General features: G+C 36.8%; 17 protein-coding genes. 12 read left to right on the plus strand and 5 right to left on the minus strand.

Features of this window, described 5'->3' with window-relative positions:
* Window positions 1-4 precede the first annotated feature (4 nt).
* Window positions 5-946: a tetratricopeptide repeat protein gene (locus LEP1GSC049_RS213595; RefSeq protein WP_004750504.1), complete on the plus strand. Its 942-nt coding sequence runs from the start codon at window positions 5-7 to the stop codon at window positions 944-946.
* A gap of 29 nt (window positions 947-975) precedes the next feature.
* Here the strand turns inward: LEP1GSC049_RS213595 and LEP1GSC049_RS213590 are convergent, their stop codons facing one another.
* The 3 genes from LEP1GSC049_RS213590 to LEP1GSC049_RS213580 form a co-directional block, all read right to left on the minus strand.
* Window positions 976-3051 carry a methyl-accepting chemotaxis protein gene (locus LEP1GSC049_RS213590; RefSeq protein ID WP_025177895.1) on the minus strand — a complete coding sequence of 692 codons (2076 nt, stop codon included), beginning with the start codon at window positions 3049-3051 and terminating at the stop codon, window positions 976-978.
* A gap of 24 nt (window positions 3052-3075) precedes the next feature.
* A complete protein-coding gene (locus tag LEP1GSC049_RS213585) occupies window positions 3076-4635 on the minus strand; it encodes an LA_0442/LA_0875 N-terminal domain-containing protein (protein WP_004762906.1) in 1560 nt (519 codons plus the stop codon).
* Window positions 4636-5492: 857 nt separating this feature from the next.
* Window positions 5493-6509 carry a hypothetical protein gene (locus tag LEP1GSC049_RS213580; RefSeq protein WP_004750767.1) on the minus strand — a complete coding sequence of 339 codons (1017 nt, stop codon included), beginning with the start codon at window positions 6507-6509 and terminating at the stop codon, window positions 5493-5495.
* A 150-nt stretch (window positions 6510-6659) separates the two neighbouring features.
* Here LEP1GSC049_RS213580 and LEP1GSC049_RS213575 point away from each other — a divergent pair, with 150 nt between their 5' ends.
* The 4 genes from LEP1GSC049_RS213575 to LEP1GSC049_RS213560 all read left to right on the plus strand — a co-directional run bounded on the left by LEP1GSC049_RS213575 (window position 6660) and on the right by LEP1GSC049_RS213560 (window position 9974).
* Complete coding sequence (locus LEP1GSC049_RS213575) at window positions 6660-7010, plus strand: hypothetical protein (protein ID WP_004750292.1); 351 nt, start codon at window positions 6660-6662, stop codon at window positions 7008-7010.
* Window positions 6985-8367 carry a PP2C family protein-serine/threonine phosphatase gene (locus tag LEP1GSC049_RS213570; RefSeq protein ID WP_004759272.1) on the plus strand — a complete coding sequence of 461 codons (1383 nt, stop codon included), beginning with the start codon at window positions 6985-6987 and terminating at the stop codon, window positions 8365-8367. The genes LEP1GSC049_RS213575 and LEP1GSC049_RS213570 overlap by 26 nt, the downstream gene beginning before the upstream one ends.
* A gap of 7 nt (window positions 8368-8374) precedes the next feature.
* Window positions 8375-9148 carry an enoyl-CoA hydratase-related protein gene (locus LEP1GSC049_RS213565; RefSeq protein ID WP_004750582.1) on the plus strand — a complete coding sequence of 258 codons (774 nt, stop codon included), beginning with the start codon at window positions 8375-8377 and terminating at the stop codon, window positions 9146-9148.
* Between the two features lie 364 nt (window positions 9149-9512).
* The gene (locus tag LEP1GSC049_RS213560; protein WP_085977180.1) at window positions 9513-9974 is read left to right on the plus strand and encodes a DUF192 domain-containing protein; all 462 of its coding nucleotides are present in this window, start codon (window positions 9513-9515) and stop codon (window positions 9972-9974) included.
* Between the two features lie 98 nt (window positions 9975-10072).
* Here the strand turns inward: LEP1GSC049_RS213560 and LEP1GSC049_RS213555 are convergent, their stop codons facing one another.
* Window positions 10073-10678, minus strand: coding sequence for a DUF3332 domain-containing protein (locus LEP1GSC049_RS213555; RefSeq protein WP_004750644.1), 606 nt, complete (start codon window positions 10676-10678; stop codon window positions 10073-10075).
* 176 nt (window positions 10679-10854) lie between these two features.
* Here LEP1GSC049_RS213555 and LEP1GSC049_RS213550 point away from each other — a divergent pair, with 176 nt between their 5' ends.
* From LEP1GSC049_RS213550 to LEP1GSC049_RS213525, 6 genes are all read left to right on the plus strand, one after another.
* Window positions 10855-12309, plus strand: coding sequence for an MBOAT family O-acyltransferase (locus LEP1GSC049_RS213550; RefSeq protein WP_016560851.1), 1455 nt, complete (start codon window positions 10855-10857; stop codon window positions 12307-12309).
* A 126-nt stretch (window positions 12310-12435) separates the two neighbouring features.
* Entirely contained in the window at window positions 12436-12795 is a 360-nt protein-coding gene (locus LEP1GSC049_RS213545) for a PilZ domain-containing protein (RefSeq protein WP_004762901.1), read from the plus strand.
* Between the two features lie 63 nt (window positions 12796-12858).
* The gene (locus LEP1GSC049_RS213540) at window positions 12859-13479 is read left to right on the plus strand and encodes an RNA polymerase sigma factor (RefSeq protein ID WP_000378484.1); all 621 of its coding nucleotides are present in this window, start codon (window positions 12859-12861) and stop codon (window positions 13477-13479) included.
* A gap of 5 nt (window positions 13480-13484) precedes the next feature.
* A complete protein-coding gene (locus LEP1GSC049_RS213535; protein WP_004750445.1) occupies window positions 13485-14042 on the plus strand; it encodes an LIMLP_12425 family protein in 558 nt (185 codons plus the stop codon).
* A gap of 1087 nt (window positions 14043-15129) precedes the next feature.
* Window positions 15130-15552, plus strand: a complete 423-nt coding sequence (locus tag LEP1GSC049_RS213530; protein WP_004750277.1) for an acyl-CoA thioesterase — start codon at window positions 15130-15132, stop codon at window positions 15550-15552.
* A 159-nt stretch (window positions 15553-15711) separates the two neighbouring features.
* Entirely contained in the window at window positions 15712-17070 is a 1359-nt protein-coding gene (locus LEP1GSC049_RS213525; RefSeq protein WP_004750588.1) for an acyl-CoA--6-aminopenicillanic acid acyltransferase, read from the plus strand.
* Here the strand turns inward: LEP1GSC049_RS213525 and LEP1GSC049_RS213520 are convergent.
* Window positions 17057-17776 (minus strand): TerC family protein, encoded by a 720-nt coding sequence (locus tag LEP1GSC049_RS213520; RefSeq protein ID WP_004750313.1) that lies wholly within the window; start codon window positions 17774-17776, stop codon window positions 17057-17059. The genes LEP1GSC049_RS213525 and LEP1GSC049_RS213520 overlap by 14 nt on opposite strands.
* A gap of 73 nt (window positions 17777-17849) precedes the next feature.
* Here LEP1GSC049_RS213520 and LEP1GSC049_RS213515 point away from each other — a divergent pair, with 73 nt between their 5' ends.
* Complete coding sequence (locus LEP1GSC049_RS213515; protein ID WP_004750719.1) at window positions 17850-18413, plus strand: peroxiredoxin-like family protein; 564 nt, start codon at window positions 17850-17852, stop codon at window positions 18411-18413.
* Window position 18414: the final 1 nt, after the last annotated feature.

Below are 18414 nucleotides of genomic sequence, written 5' to 3' on the forward strand. Positions count from 1 at the left end.
TCTCATGTCGTTTTCCAGAAAACTAGAAGAAGCCAATCAATATCTATCGGACGGAGATTTTGATAAGGCCAAAAGAGTTTTTGATTTACTCCTGGGAGAAGATCCGGAGCACCCGGAAACGATCGCTGGTTATTTTATATCTTCCTATTGGGACAATCGTTTAGATCGGATTCATAATACAAAAGAAGGAAGAGATAGAAGTCACATTCTTGTTCAATATTTTTCAGAATTTCAAAACGCGTTCGAATTAAAAAAATTCACTGGAACTTCTTCTTTTCATGCGGTTTCGGAATCGGTTTTATCCGAAGCGGTGGATCAATTAAAAATATCGGTTCAAAGAGAAGGTCTTCACTTTCAAGATCCTTCCGCGTTATTGGGTTTGATACGAGAACTCATTCGTTTTAGGGATTATAAAAATGCGCTCGAAATCTTAAATTATTCTTCTTCGGTGGAAAAAAATTCTCCCGAGTTTCTTTATTTGAGAGCGGAATCACTTTTTCAAACCGGCGAAGAAAGAAAAGCCCTCCTTCTTTTTAGAGAAGCCTTTTTAAAAGATCCTTCCGTTGCCCCTCTGGCTGTTTTAAAATCGGGTCCAATTTCTTTTTGGGTCGAAAAACTAAAAGGTTCTTATCAGGATGAATCGGATCTAAAGGAGGTTCTGCCGGTCGTTTTGGCGGAGCGTGGTATTTTTGAGGAAACTAGGAATTATTCCGAAAAGGAAATTTTAGTATATTATAACAATTTAATTCGTTTGAAGGATACTCTGAATTCCAGAAAGGATTTATACGATTTTAAAATACGTTGTAGAATTTTACAACACGCCTGTTTGATTTTAGACGTATGTAGAAGTATGCAGTACGGAGAAATTTACCAGGAATCCAAAAGGATTCTGGATTCCGTAGATCCCGGTTTTTTTCAAAGAAGACAAAACGGGACCCGGGATTAAATCGAGTTTTTGTCGTTTTTTGAATATTCTTAAATCTTAAACTGATTGATAAGGCGTAATAATCCTTCCGATTGAGTATGCATATTTTTAGAAAATCCGGTCAAATCGTCTGCACCGCTTGCGATTTCTTGAGTTCCTTCTGAAATACTTAGGATCGTTTTTGCGATTTCGTCCGAAGCGCGTCTTTGCTCTTGTACGGCTTCTTCAATTTGAAGACTAAAATTCATGAGAGAGCTAGCACTGCTATGAATTTTTTCAGTATTCTTTTCTTGAGCGTTTACCGAATCCAAAACCGTTTTTGCCGAAACTCCGAACATATCCACAGAACTTCTAAGTTTTGCCAGGATTTCGGAAGCTTCCTTTACTTTTCCGGTTCCGTTCATTACGGCCCGATTTGTAGATTCTACAAGTTGTCCTATTTCTTGAACGCTATTGGAGGTTTGAGAAGCAAGTTTAGAAATTTCTTCCGCAACTACCGCAAAACCTTTTCCGGCTTCTCCCGCTCTTGCCGCTTCGATTGCGGCGTTTAACGCGAGTAAGTTGGTTTTTTCGGATATATCGGTGATGATCGATAGGATTTCGTTGATCCTGGAGGCGCTATCTCCGATTTCGTCCATCGCTTTTGTAGATTGATTCATCGAACCTTCGCCAGTAACGGCTTGTTGTTGTGATTCGTTTGCGAGAAAGGAAAGTGATTTCATCTCTTCATTAATTTTTGCGATCTGTTCTTTTAAAAGAATTACGTTTCCGTCTATATCTTTCATGTGTGAAATCGCCTTTTCCATCGACCTACCTACGTTTTCAGCGGAAGATGCTAATTCTTCGATCGCCGCCGAAGATTCTTCCGACGCGGAAGCTTGTTCCTGGGCTACGTCGTAAAAACTTTTAGAAGATTCAGCCATTTTATCGGAGGTAGAGTTGAGGGATTCGGAAGAATCTTTGATTTCAAATATGATTTTTTTGATGTTATTCTTCATCTGATTGAGAGAAATAAGAAGTTTTCCGATTTCGTCCTTTCGCTCGTACTGATTGGCTACGACTAGATTTCCGGAAGAAATTTCTTCGGAAAAGGAGATCGCGGTATTGATTCCATTTGTAATCAATTTTTGGAATATTAGATTTAATACAAGTAGGATCGCGACCATGGTGATTAAGGAAGTGGTAATCGTTTCCAAAATGATCATGGATAAATTCTTCCAAAAAATATCGTAAGGTACACTTACTTCTAAAATCCATTTCTTATCATAATTGCCTAAGTAAAAAGAATAGAAGAAATGTGTGGATTTGTCTTTTTCGTAGATTTGGATTTCTTGTTTCTGACTTCCTTCTAAGATTAGTTTTTTCCATTCCGGATCTGGGATTTGTTTTCCGACGAGTTCGGGTTGTAATCCATTTGCTGCATAAAAACCTCCGGGGGAAATCAAATTCAAATAACCTTTTCCTTGGTAGGGACGGATGGGAGCAATCATCTCCTGCATGTTTTTCATGGTTATATCCATGCCTACTACTCCGGCAAATTCCCCGTTTCTGCGTAACGGTTTAGCCACTGAAATCATCAAAACTTCTTTTCCGGATACCGGATAGGCGAAAGGATCTGCAATATAATCTTTTCCAGTTTTTTTGGGAATGTTATAAAAGTAACCGCTTATGTCTTGATTATCGTAATAGACTACTTGTTCCAATACGAGCGGTCTGTCCGCACCGGCGGATTTATTGAGGTATGGAATGAATCTTCCGGTTGAGTCATAACCTTGTTTATTTACATATTGTGAATCGTTCGAGTCGAACTTTCCGGGTTCAAATACCGACCAGGTTCCGAAGTAATTTGGATCCGAATCGGCCAGGTCTTTCAACGACTCGATCGTTTCTTCTCTTGTAGGTCTTGCATGAGAAAGTTGGAATTCTATTCCTCTTAATCCCCCCAATGCTTTGTCGAAAAAGTCTTGGATTTCGAAAGCGTATCTGGATGCTATCAAGGAGGAAGAATCTTTGATATCCTGTGTTAATTTGAAATAAGTTGAAACAGCATTGATGGCTGTGATAGCAATACTTCCTGCCATAAGCACGAGGGCAAGATACAGGGATATTCTAAACCGGATACTCATGAATTTCCTCCTCTTTTGTGTATCTTAAAAACTGTGGGAAAATCCGATGCTAAACCAAAATAAATGCGCCGGGATTTTCTGCAATAAATACGATTCTCGAACCATCTGTCTGAGCGAACCGTCTCCCGCGTCCGGAATTAAAGGACTACTCGCTATTTGATCCAATACAAATTGATTGAGAGGACCGTTTACTTTAGAAGGATCTACGATCAATCCGTCTTTTGTATTTCGGTTAACGTATCCTCCTGTGGCTCCGTAGTAGTTATCTGTGTCGTACATATACAGATTGGGTCTATAAACGTGGTTTCCTTTGATGAAAAATTTCCCAAAATAAAAAGTCAAACTGCTAGTGATGTCCTGAATTCCGTATCGGTTATCTACGATATTATTAGACATTGCGTATCCTACGTTCACTGCAGGTGTAATCCTGAAAAAATCTTCTTTGAAATATTCATGACTTATATAAAGGGAAAGGTAATTTTTCCCCGCCGCTAAACCAGAGTTTTCCTGACTCATCTGAGTATAAAAGGAAATGGTAGGAGTTAAATAAGCAATAAAAGGAAGAAATGAAATTTCCGGAAGTTGCCAAAAGATATAGTATTCCTGCCAAGCGAGCCTTGTTATCTGATTAGAAGTATTGTTGGAACTTGTAATTCCTTGTGCGGCAAGAGAATTAAAACCTCCTAATGGAGTCGAAACATAAGAAGGGTTTTTGTGAAACGTATTGTAGAACCAAGTTCCGACGGTGAATTTTCCCCAACTCGTTTTTTCGAAAGTATAATAAAACGCGTAGAACAAGCCATCGGCTCTTTTCATTCCGTTTTGTTCTTTATAAGATTTTGGAACCAGTCCTCCACAGGTTTGCCCGGTGGATAAGTTTCCATTCATTAAATTGTTTTGGGTGTCATACACACAACTTTGATTGAGAAGATCCGGGTCCGGTGCAGTAAATGGATTTCCTTGGCCCGGATAAGCAGGTCCCGGACCTCCCGGAAATAATTGGATACGCCCGTCGTTATCTTTGTCGTTTCTATCTGTTAGTTGAAAGTTACCCCAAAATTGAATCATAAATCCTTTGAGTGGAGTGTTGATATTGATGGTAGGTTGATAGGAAGGAATCACCGTTGTAGAAGGATAACTTTCGTTTCTACGACGATTGGCCATCTCACCTGAAAAACTGAGTCCTCTCCAGATAAAGTCTGTGACAATTTCGTGAGTTACGTCTATGGTCGTATCGGTTCCCTGAGGATGCGAATGAGGTGGTTCTCTTTCTATCGGAGCCGCGATTCCAGAATACTGATTGGAACTAGAAGTTGTTGAAGATTTTTCTTTGTCGGAAGTGAAAAACGCATTTTTATTTTTATCCTGTGATTTTTCGTACGTGATACTAACCACGTTATCTTTACTGATATAACGGATGTAGTCCTCGTGTTCTGCGAGAAAGACTTTTTCATTATCTTCTAAAAGGATCTTACCTCTATGTACAGAACCGTTTTTTAAACGTACTATGTCGGCTGCGGTTAAGTGAGACTCAAAACAAAAAAACAGACAGAATAAAAATAGAAGATAAGATTTAAGCTTCATACGTTAACCACTTTGTAAATTTTTTATTTCCTAATTTTCCAAATTTCAAGCAGAATTGAATATTTCCGAAGTTTATGATTTTTTAACTCCGACTCAAAACGACCCCGGAAAAAATAACAAAATAAAAGAGAAAGTTAGGAATCAACTCGGAAAAACTTTTTATTTTTTTTGAATTGGATTCAAAGAATGGATAAAGTAAATCTTAAGAAACCTATTTTCTTTGAGCGTTAAGTATATCTTGGCTTGGCTTTAAAACGTTTTTAATTTTTTGTTTTTGAAAATTTTTCGGAAATATAAAGAGAAACGTTAAGTTTTAAATCGGCCTCCATAGAAGTTTTTATAAAAAACGAATTTTATAATCAAAGAAATAGAATCTTTTCGATTTAACTTTCCATCGGATGATGTATCTAAAAACCGAATTGAGACAATTTTGCGTTTTTTAAGAGAACTTTTATACGAAATCTATTTTGAAACCTGTAGCGTTCTGTATAAGAAGACGGTTTTTTTATTTCTTAAAATTTTAATACAGTTCATAACTATAAAAAAGTAAGATTTATTAGTCTAAAAAATCTTAAGCGTTGTTTAAAAGATCATTTCTAAAAATTTAAGTTATGTCTCTGGAATCGTTTTTTAGAAATTAAGAATAAAATTATATTTAAGTATCCTTTTTTTATAATTGCAAAATAAAATCTAGGAATGGTTTTGAACGTATGTTTCAATTTTGTTGTAGATTTAGGCTAACGTGAGTTTGGTGTAAAAACTAAATCTTTCCATGAAAAAATTAAATGCGGTAGTTCCCACAGATTCAACAGTTTATGAGTTTGAAACTAGATTTTGTTGTTAAGTTCGTAACATTTTCAAAACGTTTCCGAAAAGATACTATCTAAATATTCTTTTTGTACTTTGCATCTGGGTTTTTGGATTCCGTTTTTCATCGTAAAAATTCTTTTTTTGTTTTGGAAGATTTCCAAGTTCCAGGTCTTTTTTTGTAATTTTGTATGTACGTAGGATACAAACGAATCCGCAAAAAAATCGTCAGCATTTGTAGCAGAATAAAGAGTAGGAAATGGAGTTTCCTCTAAAATGGGATAAATACGATCCCAATTTTTAGAAAGTTCAATCGGTTTAGATGTATAGAATTTGATTTCTTTTCGAACCGGAAAAAACCAATCTAAGAAAGAAACGTCTTCTGTTTCCCAAATTCCTTTTGAAAATTCAAATTCGCTAAAGTTTCTATGTTCTTCCCTAAAATCAGGCACGATTTTTTTTTGAACAGATACGATATGTCCTACTTCGTGTAACAGTATGTATTCGATTGCGGTTTCAATTTTGTCTTTTGTGTCCGATTCGATTCTCACTTTAATTTGAATATTGCCGGGAGTAAAAGGTGAATTTTCCTTTTGAGTGATCCATTGATTTGCGGTTTGATTCAATAGTTTTGTATCCAAAAAGACTATTCCACCTTTGGGTCCGGTGTTATCATAAACAAAGGAACTTAAGCCGCTACTTCCTAAATTTTTACAAAGTATTATTTTAAAAAGAGAACGATCAAGTATCGTATTTACTGAATTGGGTAGAGATTTTCTGACGGCGCTTAGACGTTCTTTCCAAGGATTCAATTCGTTTTCCGTTTCCGGTAAATCGGAAATACCGTCGATTCGATTCATTTCCTGAACGAAGTTTTGTTCTTCCGAGTCAAGTCCGGAAATTCTTTGTTCCCAACCTTCTATTGAAGAATAACGTTCTATTTGAGTAATCGGATGTTCTCTAAAGAGCCGATAATAAGGGTTATTTCCCTGAGAAGGTTTACAAAATAAGATTCCAAAAAAGACAAATACTTTCCAATTTGTTTTTAAATGTTTTACTAAGAACATAGTTAAAGATTTTTCTAAAATCCTTAAAAGTAAACTCGAATCGGAGTTGGGCTTTTGATTTTGAAAAAAAGATCGGAATGATTTGCGCTTATTTAGGATATTTGTAAATTTGGGCGACAAATTTCCCGGACGGAAATTTCTGAAACAAAAATGTTCTATTTTCTGTTACCTACACTTTTTTTATTCTGTCGTCTTGAGTCGGCCGAAACAAATCCTTGGAATCTTTCCATTGGTGAAAGAATTATCAATCGAAAACACGTCTCTCATATTGTAATAGAAACCAGAGTCGATCATTTTAGAGTTTCGATTTTGTTAAACGAACGTTTCCCTTATAACTACAAATCTAGGTCTGGTTCTTTTTTTATCAGGGTAAACGATGAAAAAGAAGCGCTTAAAATTTCGGAAAAGCTGGATCAATATTTAGAGTCCGGTTGGAATTTGAAAATTTATCTTTCCGGATCGGAAATTATTCGTTATGACTTGGATAAAACGATTCAGTAAATTCAAATCCGATTTTTTAAACCCTTTCACTTTTTTTGAAAGGGAATTCAATTATAGCGAGGCTCAGTCTTGGAAGGACCAGACTAGAATCGATCAGTCTTTTATTCGACTTGCGTTCCTTCTTCATTTTATGATGTATTCTACGCTTGCGATCCCAGAAGTCAGAAGTTCACAAAGAGGCGGTCTTTATTTAGGAATCATCTTTCTAGTCAACGTAATGGGTCTGGTTCTTTCTTTTCAGGAAAGGTTTCTTTCTTGGGTGATCCACGTCTCGAACATAGTCATCATTTTTCTGTTGATGAATTTATTTCATGAATCCTTCTATCATTTTAGGGATTTAGAAAGTCTTCAGATCTATAATAATTATTTTTTACTAATATCGTTTATTGTAATATTCCAAATGTTTCGTTTGAAAAAGGGTTCTTGTTTTTTAACCGGAACGGTTTCAATTTGTTTACATATCTTTTTCGTTTCTATTAAAAGAATGGAACTAGGACTAGATGATTTTCCTAGAATCCTTTTTGTGCCGGACGTGGTCTATGTTCTTTGTATCGTCATTGGTACTTCCTCCGTGATCATCGTAAAAAGGCTGATTTCTATTTCGTCTGAATTGGATCTAGAATATAAATTTATTCAACAGGATCTTATCGTGGCAAAACAAGTTCAGGAAAATTTATTTCCTGGAAAACTAAGTATTAAAGGAATTCGTTATGAAGTGATGAGGATTGCGCCCAATCATATAGGTGGGGACTTTTTTGATTTTGTACAACTCCGGGAAGGAAACACCGGGATTTTTCTTACGGACGTAGCGGGACATGGGATCGCTTCTGCTCTTGTTGCTTCTATGGTCAAGATTATGGTTTCTACGATGCCTTACATTTTGAAAGTACATCCTTCCCGTTTGATGGATTATATAGACGATTCTCTTCATAAACAATTTCAGTCTTATCACGCGTCTGCGATTTATATGTTTTTGGATTTTATTTCTAGGGAAGTTACGTTTTCAAATGCGGGACATCCGTATTTGATCCACGGTTCTTTTTCAAAAGAATTTCACGAAGTAGAAACAGAAGGCGCCATTTTAGGTTTTGGAATTAAAAAACCAATTGCGGGACAAGTCAAACTTCCTCTCGTCGAAAAGGATCGGTTTTTTTTATACACGGATGGTTTGATAGAAAACAAGAATCGAGAAGGAAAACTTCTTGGAACGGAAGGGCTGCTTGAAATATTGAATGCGAATCGATTTGAAAAAGATTTAGGCATCTTTAAGGCGAACGTACAAAAAACGGTCGAGAACTTTTTTGGAAACGTTGCTTTGGAAGACGATACACTTTTTTTGATCGTGGAAGTGGAGTAAAATAGAAATGAGTGAAAAATTAATCAGTATAACTAAAGAGGGGCAAATCGCAATTCTTACGATCCAAAGACCTTCCGCTTTGAATGCCCTCAATCGAGAAGTATTAACTCAAATCGGTCAGGAAGTGGATGCGCTTGAAAAAGATAAAAACATAAGAGTTTTAATTGTGACCGGTGAAGGTAAGGCGTTTGTTGCCGGAGCCGATATTGCCGAAATGAAAGACTTAAACGTTTCTCAAGGAGAGGAATTTTCTAAATTAGGAAATTCTGTATTCCAAAAATTGCATCAATCTAGAATCGTTTCGATCGCTGCGATCAACGGTTTTTCTCTTGGCGGAGGTTTGGAACTGGCTCTTGCCTGTGATATACGAATCGGTTCTGAAAAAGCGAAGTTGGGTTTACCGGAAGTTTCTCTGGGATTGATTCCAGGTTTTGGAGGTACACAAAGACTGGCCAGATTGATCGGCTATGCGAGGGCGATCGAACTTATTGTAACCGGAGAAATGATTTCTGCGGAAGAGGGTTATAGAATTGGAATTCTTAATAAACTCGTAAAAGAGGGAGAAAATATATTAGATTTTTCTAAATCGATTGCAAACTCGATTCTTAAAAAAGGACCTCAGGCGATTGAAAGAGTCAAAAAGACGATCCAACAGGGTTTAGATGTTTCTTTAAAGGAAGGAATTTCTATGGAAGAAAAGGCGTTTGGAGACTGTTTTGACGGCGGTCAATCCAAAGAAGGTATGGGCGCGTTTCTGGAAAAAAGACCGGCTCAATTTTAAGTGAGAGTTCCCACATTTTTGGAGTTAAACTGTAAAATCTCGATTTGTGAGAGTTCCCACATTTTCGGAGTTATAAAAAATTATGACTCAAAGTTTTCTGGCCAGAAAATAAGGGCTATCTATGGTCCGAAGCGATTTAAAAATCTATAAAATTACACAAAAAAATGTAGTTTGTGGGAACTAATACAATTTGCAGAATGATAGAAACCGTTACGTTGATATTTTGAAATCATGGATCATTCTTTTTTTGAAAAAATTCATGATCAAAAAAGATTCGCTTTTACACCAAACACACTTTAATTCATAAAAATAAAAAAACTTTTGCAATCGGATAAAAATGAAAGTGATCTTCTCCATGCTCAAGATGGGAATCAAATTACCCAAATCTAAAATTCTATTGATATTTAGTATCGCCTTATATGTTTCATACAACGTATATTCAAAGGATGTAGAAAAGATAACGATCTATGTGGACGAACATCCCCTACTTGTAGAAGTAGTAAATACTCCCGCAGACCGAGCTAGGGGGTTGATGTATCGAAAATCCATGGGAGAAAACGAAGGTATGCTTTTTGTTTTTGCAAAACCGGAATATTTGAGTTTTTGGATGAAAAATACTCAGATCCCTCTTAGTATCGCGTATTTTAACAGTGATCGAAGGATCACCGACATACATGATATGAAACCGAATCAAACGAAAGAATTGTATCATTCTAGCGAAAAAGCGTTGTATGCTTTGGAAGTAAATCAGGGTTGGTTTACTAAAAGAAAAATTGGCAAATACGGAGTGTTGAAAATTCCGGATCGGGTGAGGGCGGTTCAATAATCAACTTATTTTTGTAAATTTATCATAAATTTTGAATATTAAAAAATATGAATTGATGAACCCTAGGAGATTTTCCTAGGGCATTCCATGTTTTTTGTTTAGAGAGATTCGGAAACTAATTTTGCTTCTAAGTCGTTTAATGTTTTTGTATCTACAACTTTAGTGGATTTTAGTTTGCCTTGTTCCGCCATTTTTAAAATCGTTTTTGATCCTACCGTTTCCGAAGATACTACGATCTCTTCCAATTTGCCGTCTTTTTCAGCAAAGAATTTTCCGGGTTCGGCGCGAAACACAATCAGATTTTGAGAGTTACCTTCTTTTTCGAACTGAATGTCCAACCTTTTTCCGAAATCGGAATAACTCAGTAAAAGTTTTTCTCCGTTTTCCTCGTAGGCCTTAACGTACTTTCCATTTTCATCATATTCATTATAACCCACTGGATTATTACCGGACCAGAATTCGATTAAGTTAAATAGTATTAAATCGAAGAAAAATCCGACGAAATAAAGAATGCTGAAAGGAAAATACATGACAAGAGTTTTAATGAATTTAGCCAATAAACCGCTGCCAATATTAAAACCATCGTTTACTTCATACACTTTTTTAACGATTGCAAACTTACCGAAACAGTTTCCAAAAGAAACGAAAAGAATCATCGGCATAAGAATCGCTACAATAGCCTTACGAAATTTGTTTTGTTGCATGAAAGGACAACTCCTTGATCGAATTTTTGAAAATTGAATCCTTTCCTTAAAATTATGCAAGGTTTTTCTTTTTTTAAAAAGGAAATTCGAATTAGCGCTTACGGATCATCGTGGCATATTTCCTTGACCTGAGTTGCGTTTGAAAAAAGATAGAGGGAACATCGGGAGCGAAGGATTTGCTTTTTCCTACTTTAGAATTTTTCGTATTTTTTATCTTCGTATTCCTGGTTTATTGGTATTTCATTCCGTATTTCTTCGGAAAAGATACAAGGTCTCTTACTCTCACACATTTTTTTTTACTCGTAGTCAGTTATTATTTTTATATGAGTTGGGATTGGAGATTCGGTGGTTTGATACTACTTTCCACAGTCATCGATTTTATACTCGCCGATAGAATCCATTCATCCCAAAATCAAAGAATCAGATGGATACTGATTACTATCAGTTTGGTTTTGAATCTTGTATTCATTTTAGGTTTTTTCAAATATTATAATTTTTTTGCGGACTCTATCAATTTATTTCTTGGAAGTTTCGGTGTGAAGAATGCGCTTCCGGTTTTGCACATCATCCTTCCAGTGGGAATTTCTTTTTATACGTTTCAGTCTTTGAGTTATACGATCGACGTTTATCGCAGACAGATTCTTCCCGAAAAAAGTTTTTTAAGATTTGCTTTGTTCGTTTCTTTTTTTCCTCAACTCGTTGCAGGTCCTATTGTAACCGCAAAAACTTTTTTACCTCAGTTAAATACGATTAAAAATCTGACCGAAATTCGATTTAGAAAAGCGATTCGCTATTTTATATTAGGTTATATTAAGAAAGTAGTAATTTCGGATAACGCGGCTCCGATCGTGGAAAAAATTTTTGCAGATCCCACAAGTTTTGGAACCGTGGCTCTTTGGTTGGCGGTTACTTTATTTCTCATTCAAATATATTGCGATTTTAGCGGTTATACCGATATGGCTTACGCTTCCGCGTTGTTGTTAGGTTACGAACTTCCTGAAAATTTCCGTATGCCTTTTATTGCAAGAAGTGTTACCGAACACTGGAGAAGATGGCATATCACTCTTTCTACCTGGCTTAGGGATTACGTATATATTTCTCTGGGAGGAAATCGGGCGGGGGCATTTCGACATAGATTTAATCTTTGGTTTACTATGTTCGTAGCCGGTTTTTGGCACGGAGCCGCTTGGACGTTTATCATCTGGGGAAGTTGTCAGGGGACTATCTTATTGATAGAAGCGATCTATGGAAGTTTCAAAGAAAAACATTTTCCCAATTTACAGATCCTTCCGGAAAGAATTTTGGCTCCAATCCAAATTTTTCTGACCTGTTTCATTTCGGTAACGGTAGCAACTTGGTTTAGAGCGGAATCCGTCTCTAAAGGGTGGATCATGTGGAAGAAGATGTTTTTCTTTAACGAAGGAGGTTTACGTCCCTATATGTTAAAGACTGGAATTCCGGTTATACTTTGTGTGATCGTAGGACATTGGTTAGGTTATGTGATCTTTGAAAAAAAGAAAGAATGGAACCCTCCCGTTTGGCTTGAGTTTTCCTTTTATCCTGTGATTGCCGTAGGTTTGGCTCTTTTGACTCCGGATCTGGAACTTCCTTTTATCTACTTTCAATTTTGATTATGGAATCAATTCGTTTAATCAGAGTTTTATTAATGCGAATGACTCTAGTTCTACACTTATAAATGAATACCTATAAAAATCCTTCTCGACAAACATTCATTCTATGTCGACTCTGATCCCGATATGTCCGGCAATCCAGACAAACAACCCAGAAGTCATAGATACCATCCCGGAGTTTACGCGGACTATATCATACAAATTGAATTTGGTTTAATCACTCTTCATGCAAAAATAGGAAATATTTCCGAAACCGGAATTTGTCTGATTTTAAACGGAGAAGATTTGAATATGACTGAATCGGTTTACGGTTCGGTTATCGAAAAAAAATCCGGAAAACGTCTCGAATTTGAAGGTGACATTATATGGGCCGAAGAAGAAACGATCGACGATAAGATACGATTTGTCTACGGTCTTAAATTTAGAGAACCTCTCATTTTGACCGAATCCCTGGTTTTGATCAATCTTTCCTTACAGGATCCGTGACTTGTAACCTTTCATTTTAAGTTTCCGGATTGCCATATTCGGTTCTTCGAGGATCTTTGAATCATGGATTCTTCTACAAAAAAGGAACAAAAACAAATTGTTCCTAAAAAGCCTACTTTAAGAGAGATCGAAATCGGTCTACTCAAGAAGATCAAAGAAGGGGACGATGAAGCGTATATTCAACTTGTCAGTCCGTTCCGAGAAAGACTTTATCGTAAGGCGATTTCGATGGTAAAAGACGGAGACGACGCGGAAGACATCGTTCAAGACGCTCTCATTTCCGGTTACAGATCCATTCGTAATTTTAGAGCGGATTCCGGGGTTTACACCTGGCTTTATCGGATTGTAGTTAACAAATCCAAGGATATGTTAGCGAAACGAAAACGAGCTAAAGAAAATTCTATGGATGATAAAGAATATCAGGTGACGGACGATCGCTTGGGGTTCGAAAAAAAAATTGAACTTAGTGATGAATCCAACTATCTAATTAGCAAAATCAACGGCTTGGAAGATCTCTATAAAGAGGTAATCGAACTCAGATACTTTGAGGAAATGTCCTACGCGCAAATTGCGGAAGTTCTGGGAACGAATGTAGGAACCGTAAAGAGTAGACTCTTTAAGGCTAAAGAATTCTTAAAACATTTGATTCTACAAGACGGTAAGGGTGAAGGATACTTTAGGTAAAAAAAATGGAAAAATTACATTCAAAATTTAGAATTCCGCTTTTCCTTCGAAAGGAAGACGGAGATCTACTTAAAATTGAAAATTCGCTTGTAAAAACTATGTCTGAACTTAGGGACAAGGAGTTGAGTCATATTAATTTGAGTCAGGAATTTTCGATTCGATTGAAAAATCAGCTCAAAGCCGTTCAACTCGAACCTGAAAATGGATGGAAAAGAATTTGGGAAAATGTTCTTTCCAATCGAGGTTTACAGTTTTCGTTTTCGGGTGTTTTGGTATTTGCAATTGTATTCATAACTTATAATCGAATCCAAAGTTCTGTTATAGAAAATCAATCGGAAAGGGCTGGTACTTTATTTGGACAATCAGAAACCGGAAATTTTCAGGACATTCCTTCTTCTGGTAAGTTTCAATCCGAGTTAAAGGAAGAACTTCTCAAACAAATTTCTTCTACTTCTGAATCCAGAAAAACGATTTTATCTCTTCGGAAATATTTTTTTGAAAGAGGGGATATTCGGATTGTAGAAGAATTGGATCGAATTTTAGAACAGACTAACAATCCATAAACGTGATCAAATATAATGACGTATAACGTTATTTTTTATAAAATTAATCTAATATTAGATTTTTTTCTCTGAATTCACATAATTAAAGTATAAATTATTTAATAAGTACTTTATTATATAGTCTGAGTAGGTCAAACAAAGAATCACTTCTTGTCAATAGAATTGTTGAAATTTTTACATAGTGGAGATGAGCTAAATTACTTCAATCGACCGTTGTAATGTAACGGAAACAGATGGGGAATTGAACTCTATTGATTTAAAGACAGTGATTTTCAATTGAATATAACGTGAATAAACGCGAAAGGGATCGATGAATGAACTAAAGCACAACGCTTCCTCAAACTCAATGCATCGCTCCCTGAACTCAGCAAAACGCTTTTTACGAAAGCGTTAACTCAGCAAACGCTCTCTACCATAACCTTACCCACAAGTTGAATAGGATTTTAGAATCATAAAGCTCAAAAACGCACATTTTTCAAGTGTTCCGACAAGAATGAGTCTTTTTACTTGCAAAAAGCATGTTTTTCTGATAGAGAAAAGTCTTCCGAATTTCTCCACCTCCACCCCCACCCAAAAATAAGGGCGGGAACTCAGTTTTACAGAGGATTTGTCGTAATTCCCACAAGATTTAATATTGAAATCTAAATACTTGTGGGTAAGGTTATGGCTCTCTACGGGTCGCGTTTTAGGTCGTTCGAAGTAACTCAGCGTCTCGCTTCTACGGTCGCTCGACAGGTCGCGTTATTGGTATTTTATAAAAATTGAATCTGATTCTGGAATTTCACAATAACTTGACTAGAGCTAAGAGCCCGGTCCGGCTGCCTGTGGCAAGCCGGATTCGCCCTGGTTTTCTTACACCTGCTCACGTTAATGTAGTTTTGTTTTATTGTTTTTGAATATTATTGTAATTTAAAGTGTTTAATTGGGGCGAGGTTGTAAATTAGGGACGGCTTAAAGTTCGCTCCAAAACCAGAATATGCGAGAATTCCTACAAATCTTGTTATTGAAAAAAAACGTACAACCGATGAAATGCGTTTTATATCCGAAAAATTGAAATCGATAAATTTTTAAAATAGGATTTTAGCCGATGCCAAAACCGATTCGTTATTCTTACAGTTATTTACAAAAAGTCGCTTGGGGAGATATGGATGCGTTTGGGCATGTCAATCACGTGGTTTATGCAAAGTATTTTGAAAATGCAAGGGCAAATTATTTCACCGATTTAAAACTATGGGACACTCCGGATACGTCTTCGCAGACAGGTCCGGTCATTACACACATTCAAGTGGAATATAGAAAACAAGTTCGTTATCCGGATACGTTGGAAATTACGATGCAGGTGGATTCTGTTTCTTCTCGTTCTTTTAAAATTTCATGTACGATGTGGAACCAAGAAGGGGATTGTGTGGCGACCGCAAGCGGGGAGTTTCTTTGGCTGAACTTTGTAACTCAGAAACCGACTCAACTTCCTGAAATCTACAAAAGTTTATTTGTTCAAAGTCGCGTTTGAATTTTACTTTTTCAATGATGACTTGAAAATGATCCATTTTTTAATTTGTAAGAGTTCCCACATTTTCAAAATTGAATTGCAAATTTTCTGAAACTGAACTTGTGAGAAATAGCAAAAAACGACTTGCCAATCCGCTTTTACAGAAAAACTTCAAAACCCATGTGTGATACTTTTGTTGCCACTCCTTCATTTACTGGAACCAGTTCTATGATTTTTGGAAAAAATTCAGATAGAGAACCAAACGAGGCACAGTCCCTTTTGAGAGTTCCGGCCAGATCCAAAGAGTCTAAGACGTTTTGTACTTATATCCAAGTTCCAGGAGCAAAACAAACTCAGGAAGTGATTCTATCAAAACCATTTCAGATGTGGGGCGCTGAGATGGGAGCCAATGAGTCTGGTGTGGTGATCGGAAACGAAGCGGTCTTTACAAAAATTCCTTTTGAAAAGAAAAATCAAGGATTGACCGGTATGGATCTGCTTAGACTTGCATTGGAAAGAAGTAAGGATGCAGAAACAGCAAGAGAAACCATCCTTCAATTTTTGGAAAAATTTGGCCAAGACGCTTGTGGTGGTTATACAAATCCTTCTTTTTATTATCATAATAGTTTTATAATCGCCGATTTTAAAAATGCGTTCGTATTGGAAACCGCAGGAAAATTCTGGGCTTGGAAAAAGATAGAAGGTTTTTATTCTATCTCCAACGGGTTGACTCTTGAAGATAACTACGATGCGATTCACCCTAACGCGATCGATTTCGCTTATCAAAATGGATGGACAAAAAAAGGAAAACAGTTCTCGTTTCGAGCCTCGTTTTCCGATTCCTTTTTTACTTTTTTCAGTAAGTGTAAGGTTCGAAGAAAGATCACTTCCGATTTAGGCACGGATCAAAAAGGAAATTTAGGTCCAAGAGAAGCGATGGAAATACTGAGACAGGAAGGAGAGCCGGGAACTACCAAACCATTTCTTCCTTCTAGATCCAATATGGGTTCGGTTTGTCTTCACGCGACCGGTCCGATTACGCCTAACGGTACCACAGGTTCTATGGTAGCCCAACTGAATCCGGACGTTTCCCAAAATCGTTTTTGGTTTACCGGAACTTCCATTCCCTCGATTTCGCTTTTTATTCCGGCTGGTTTTTCAGGAACGAGTTTTTTGGAAAAAAATTTCGAACAACCGGGAGCGGCGTTCGATACTTCTCTTTGGTGGACTCACGAAAAATTCTACCGGAAAATACAGGGATTTTATCCGGAGGCAAAACGTGCGGTTCAACAAAGGATTCTTGATTTAGAGAATTTGTGGTTTGAAGAATCGAATCGGATTCTAAAAAAGAAGAAAGGGAAAAAAACTTTAGACACGTTAAGCGAAACTGCAATCCACACAACGTTGCAGGAATATCGTATTTGGAACAGCTCTTTGTTAAACGAACTCAAAAGTAAAAATCGGCAACGAACATTTGCTCCTTTTTACAATTTGCAGTGGTCCGTTTGGAATTCCAAAGTGGGTATCAGTGTTTCTTAGAGTTTGCCTTTCGAATTCTCATATTGACCAGTTCCACTCCGAGAGAGAATGCCATGGAAAAATAAACGTAACCTTTTGGAATATGAAAGTGCAATCCGTCCGCAAATAACATCGCTCCGATCATAATCAAAAAAGAAAGAGCTAAAATTTTCATAGAAGGATGTTCGTTGATAAAATCGCTGACAGTTCCGGAAAATATAAGCATCACAACCATGGAAAGGATAACCGCGGCAACCATAACTTGAAACTGGCCCGAAAGTCCGACCGCTGTCACAATCGAATCCACGGAAAAAATAATATCTAGAAGAATCAATTGAGCGATCACACTCCAGAAAGAAATTTTTTCCTTCTTAGATTTAGAATGATCTTCGTCGATACTTTCCACCTTACCGTGTATTTCGCTTGTACTTTTTGCGATTAAAAACAAACCACCTCCGAGCATGATCAAGTCTCTGCCTGAGATTGCAAAATTTGCAATTGTAAAAAAGGGAGCCGTTAAGGATGCGATCCAACTAACTGCGAATAACAGAGCGATTCTAAAACCCAAGGCTAAAGTAAGACCTAAACTTCTTGCTTGATTTTGTTTATTTTTAGGAAGTTTTCCGGAAACGATCGAAAGAAAAACAATATTGTCGATCCCTAGAACAATTTCCATGAGAGTAAGAGTAAGAATTGCAACAACTTTATCGAGAGAAAGTAATTCCATCCTTGCAGTTAATTTTTCGAAAAGGAATAAATCAATCGATTTACAAAGAAACTTAAGAAGGCATACTGTAGGTATGGAGTTTCTTCCGGAAAGTTTTAAAACGAGAGAAGCGTTCGGAATTCATTTGAGGGGAAAGAACATTCTTACTTATTTACCTCCTCGTCTCAGTCTTTTGGTTTTTTTAAGACATTCAGGATGTATTTTTGTTAAGGAGGCGGTTGCTGATTTGAAGGAGATGTTTGAAAGTTCTCTTTCTTTTCCTTCGATCTTATTTTTTTTTCCTGAAGATTTAAAAAACTGCGAAAAATTTTTTAAAGAAGTTTGGAAGGATGCTTGTGTGGTTTCCGATCCGAATACTGAATTTTATCAAGACTTGGGATTACAAAATGCAAATTTAATCCAACTTGTTGGCCCCGAAGTATGGATGGGAATTGCAAGGGCTACTCTTAAAGGACATTTTTATGGAATTCCCGGAAGTAATCCTTTGCAGATGCCTGGAGTATTTCTTGTAGTTCAGGATCGTATCGTATGGGAACATAGATACAGACATATAGGAGATCATCCCGATTGGAAAAATCTTCCCGGAATCACTCTTATACCGGGACCGGAATTTGGACCTGGGGTTTTACCCGCTTAGT

This window comes from Leptospira kirschneri serovar Cynopteri str. 3522 CT, from assembly GCF_000243695.2.
Taxonomy (GTDB): Bacteria; Spirochaetota; Leptospiria; order Leptospirales; family Leptospiraceae; genus Leptospira; species Leptospira kirschneri.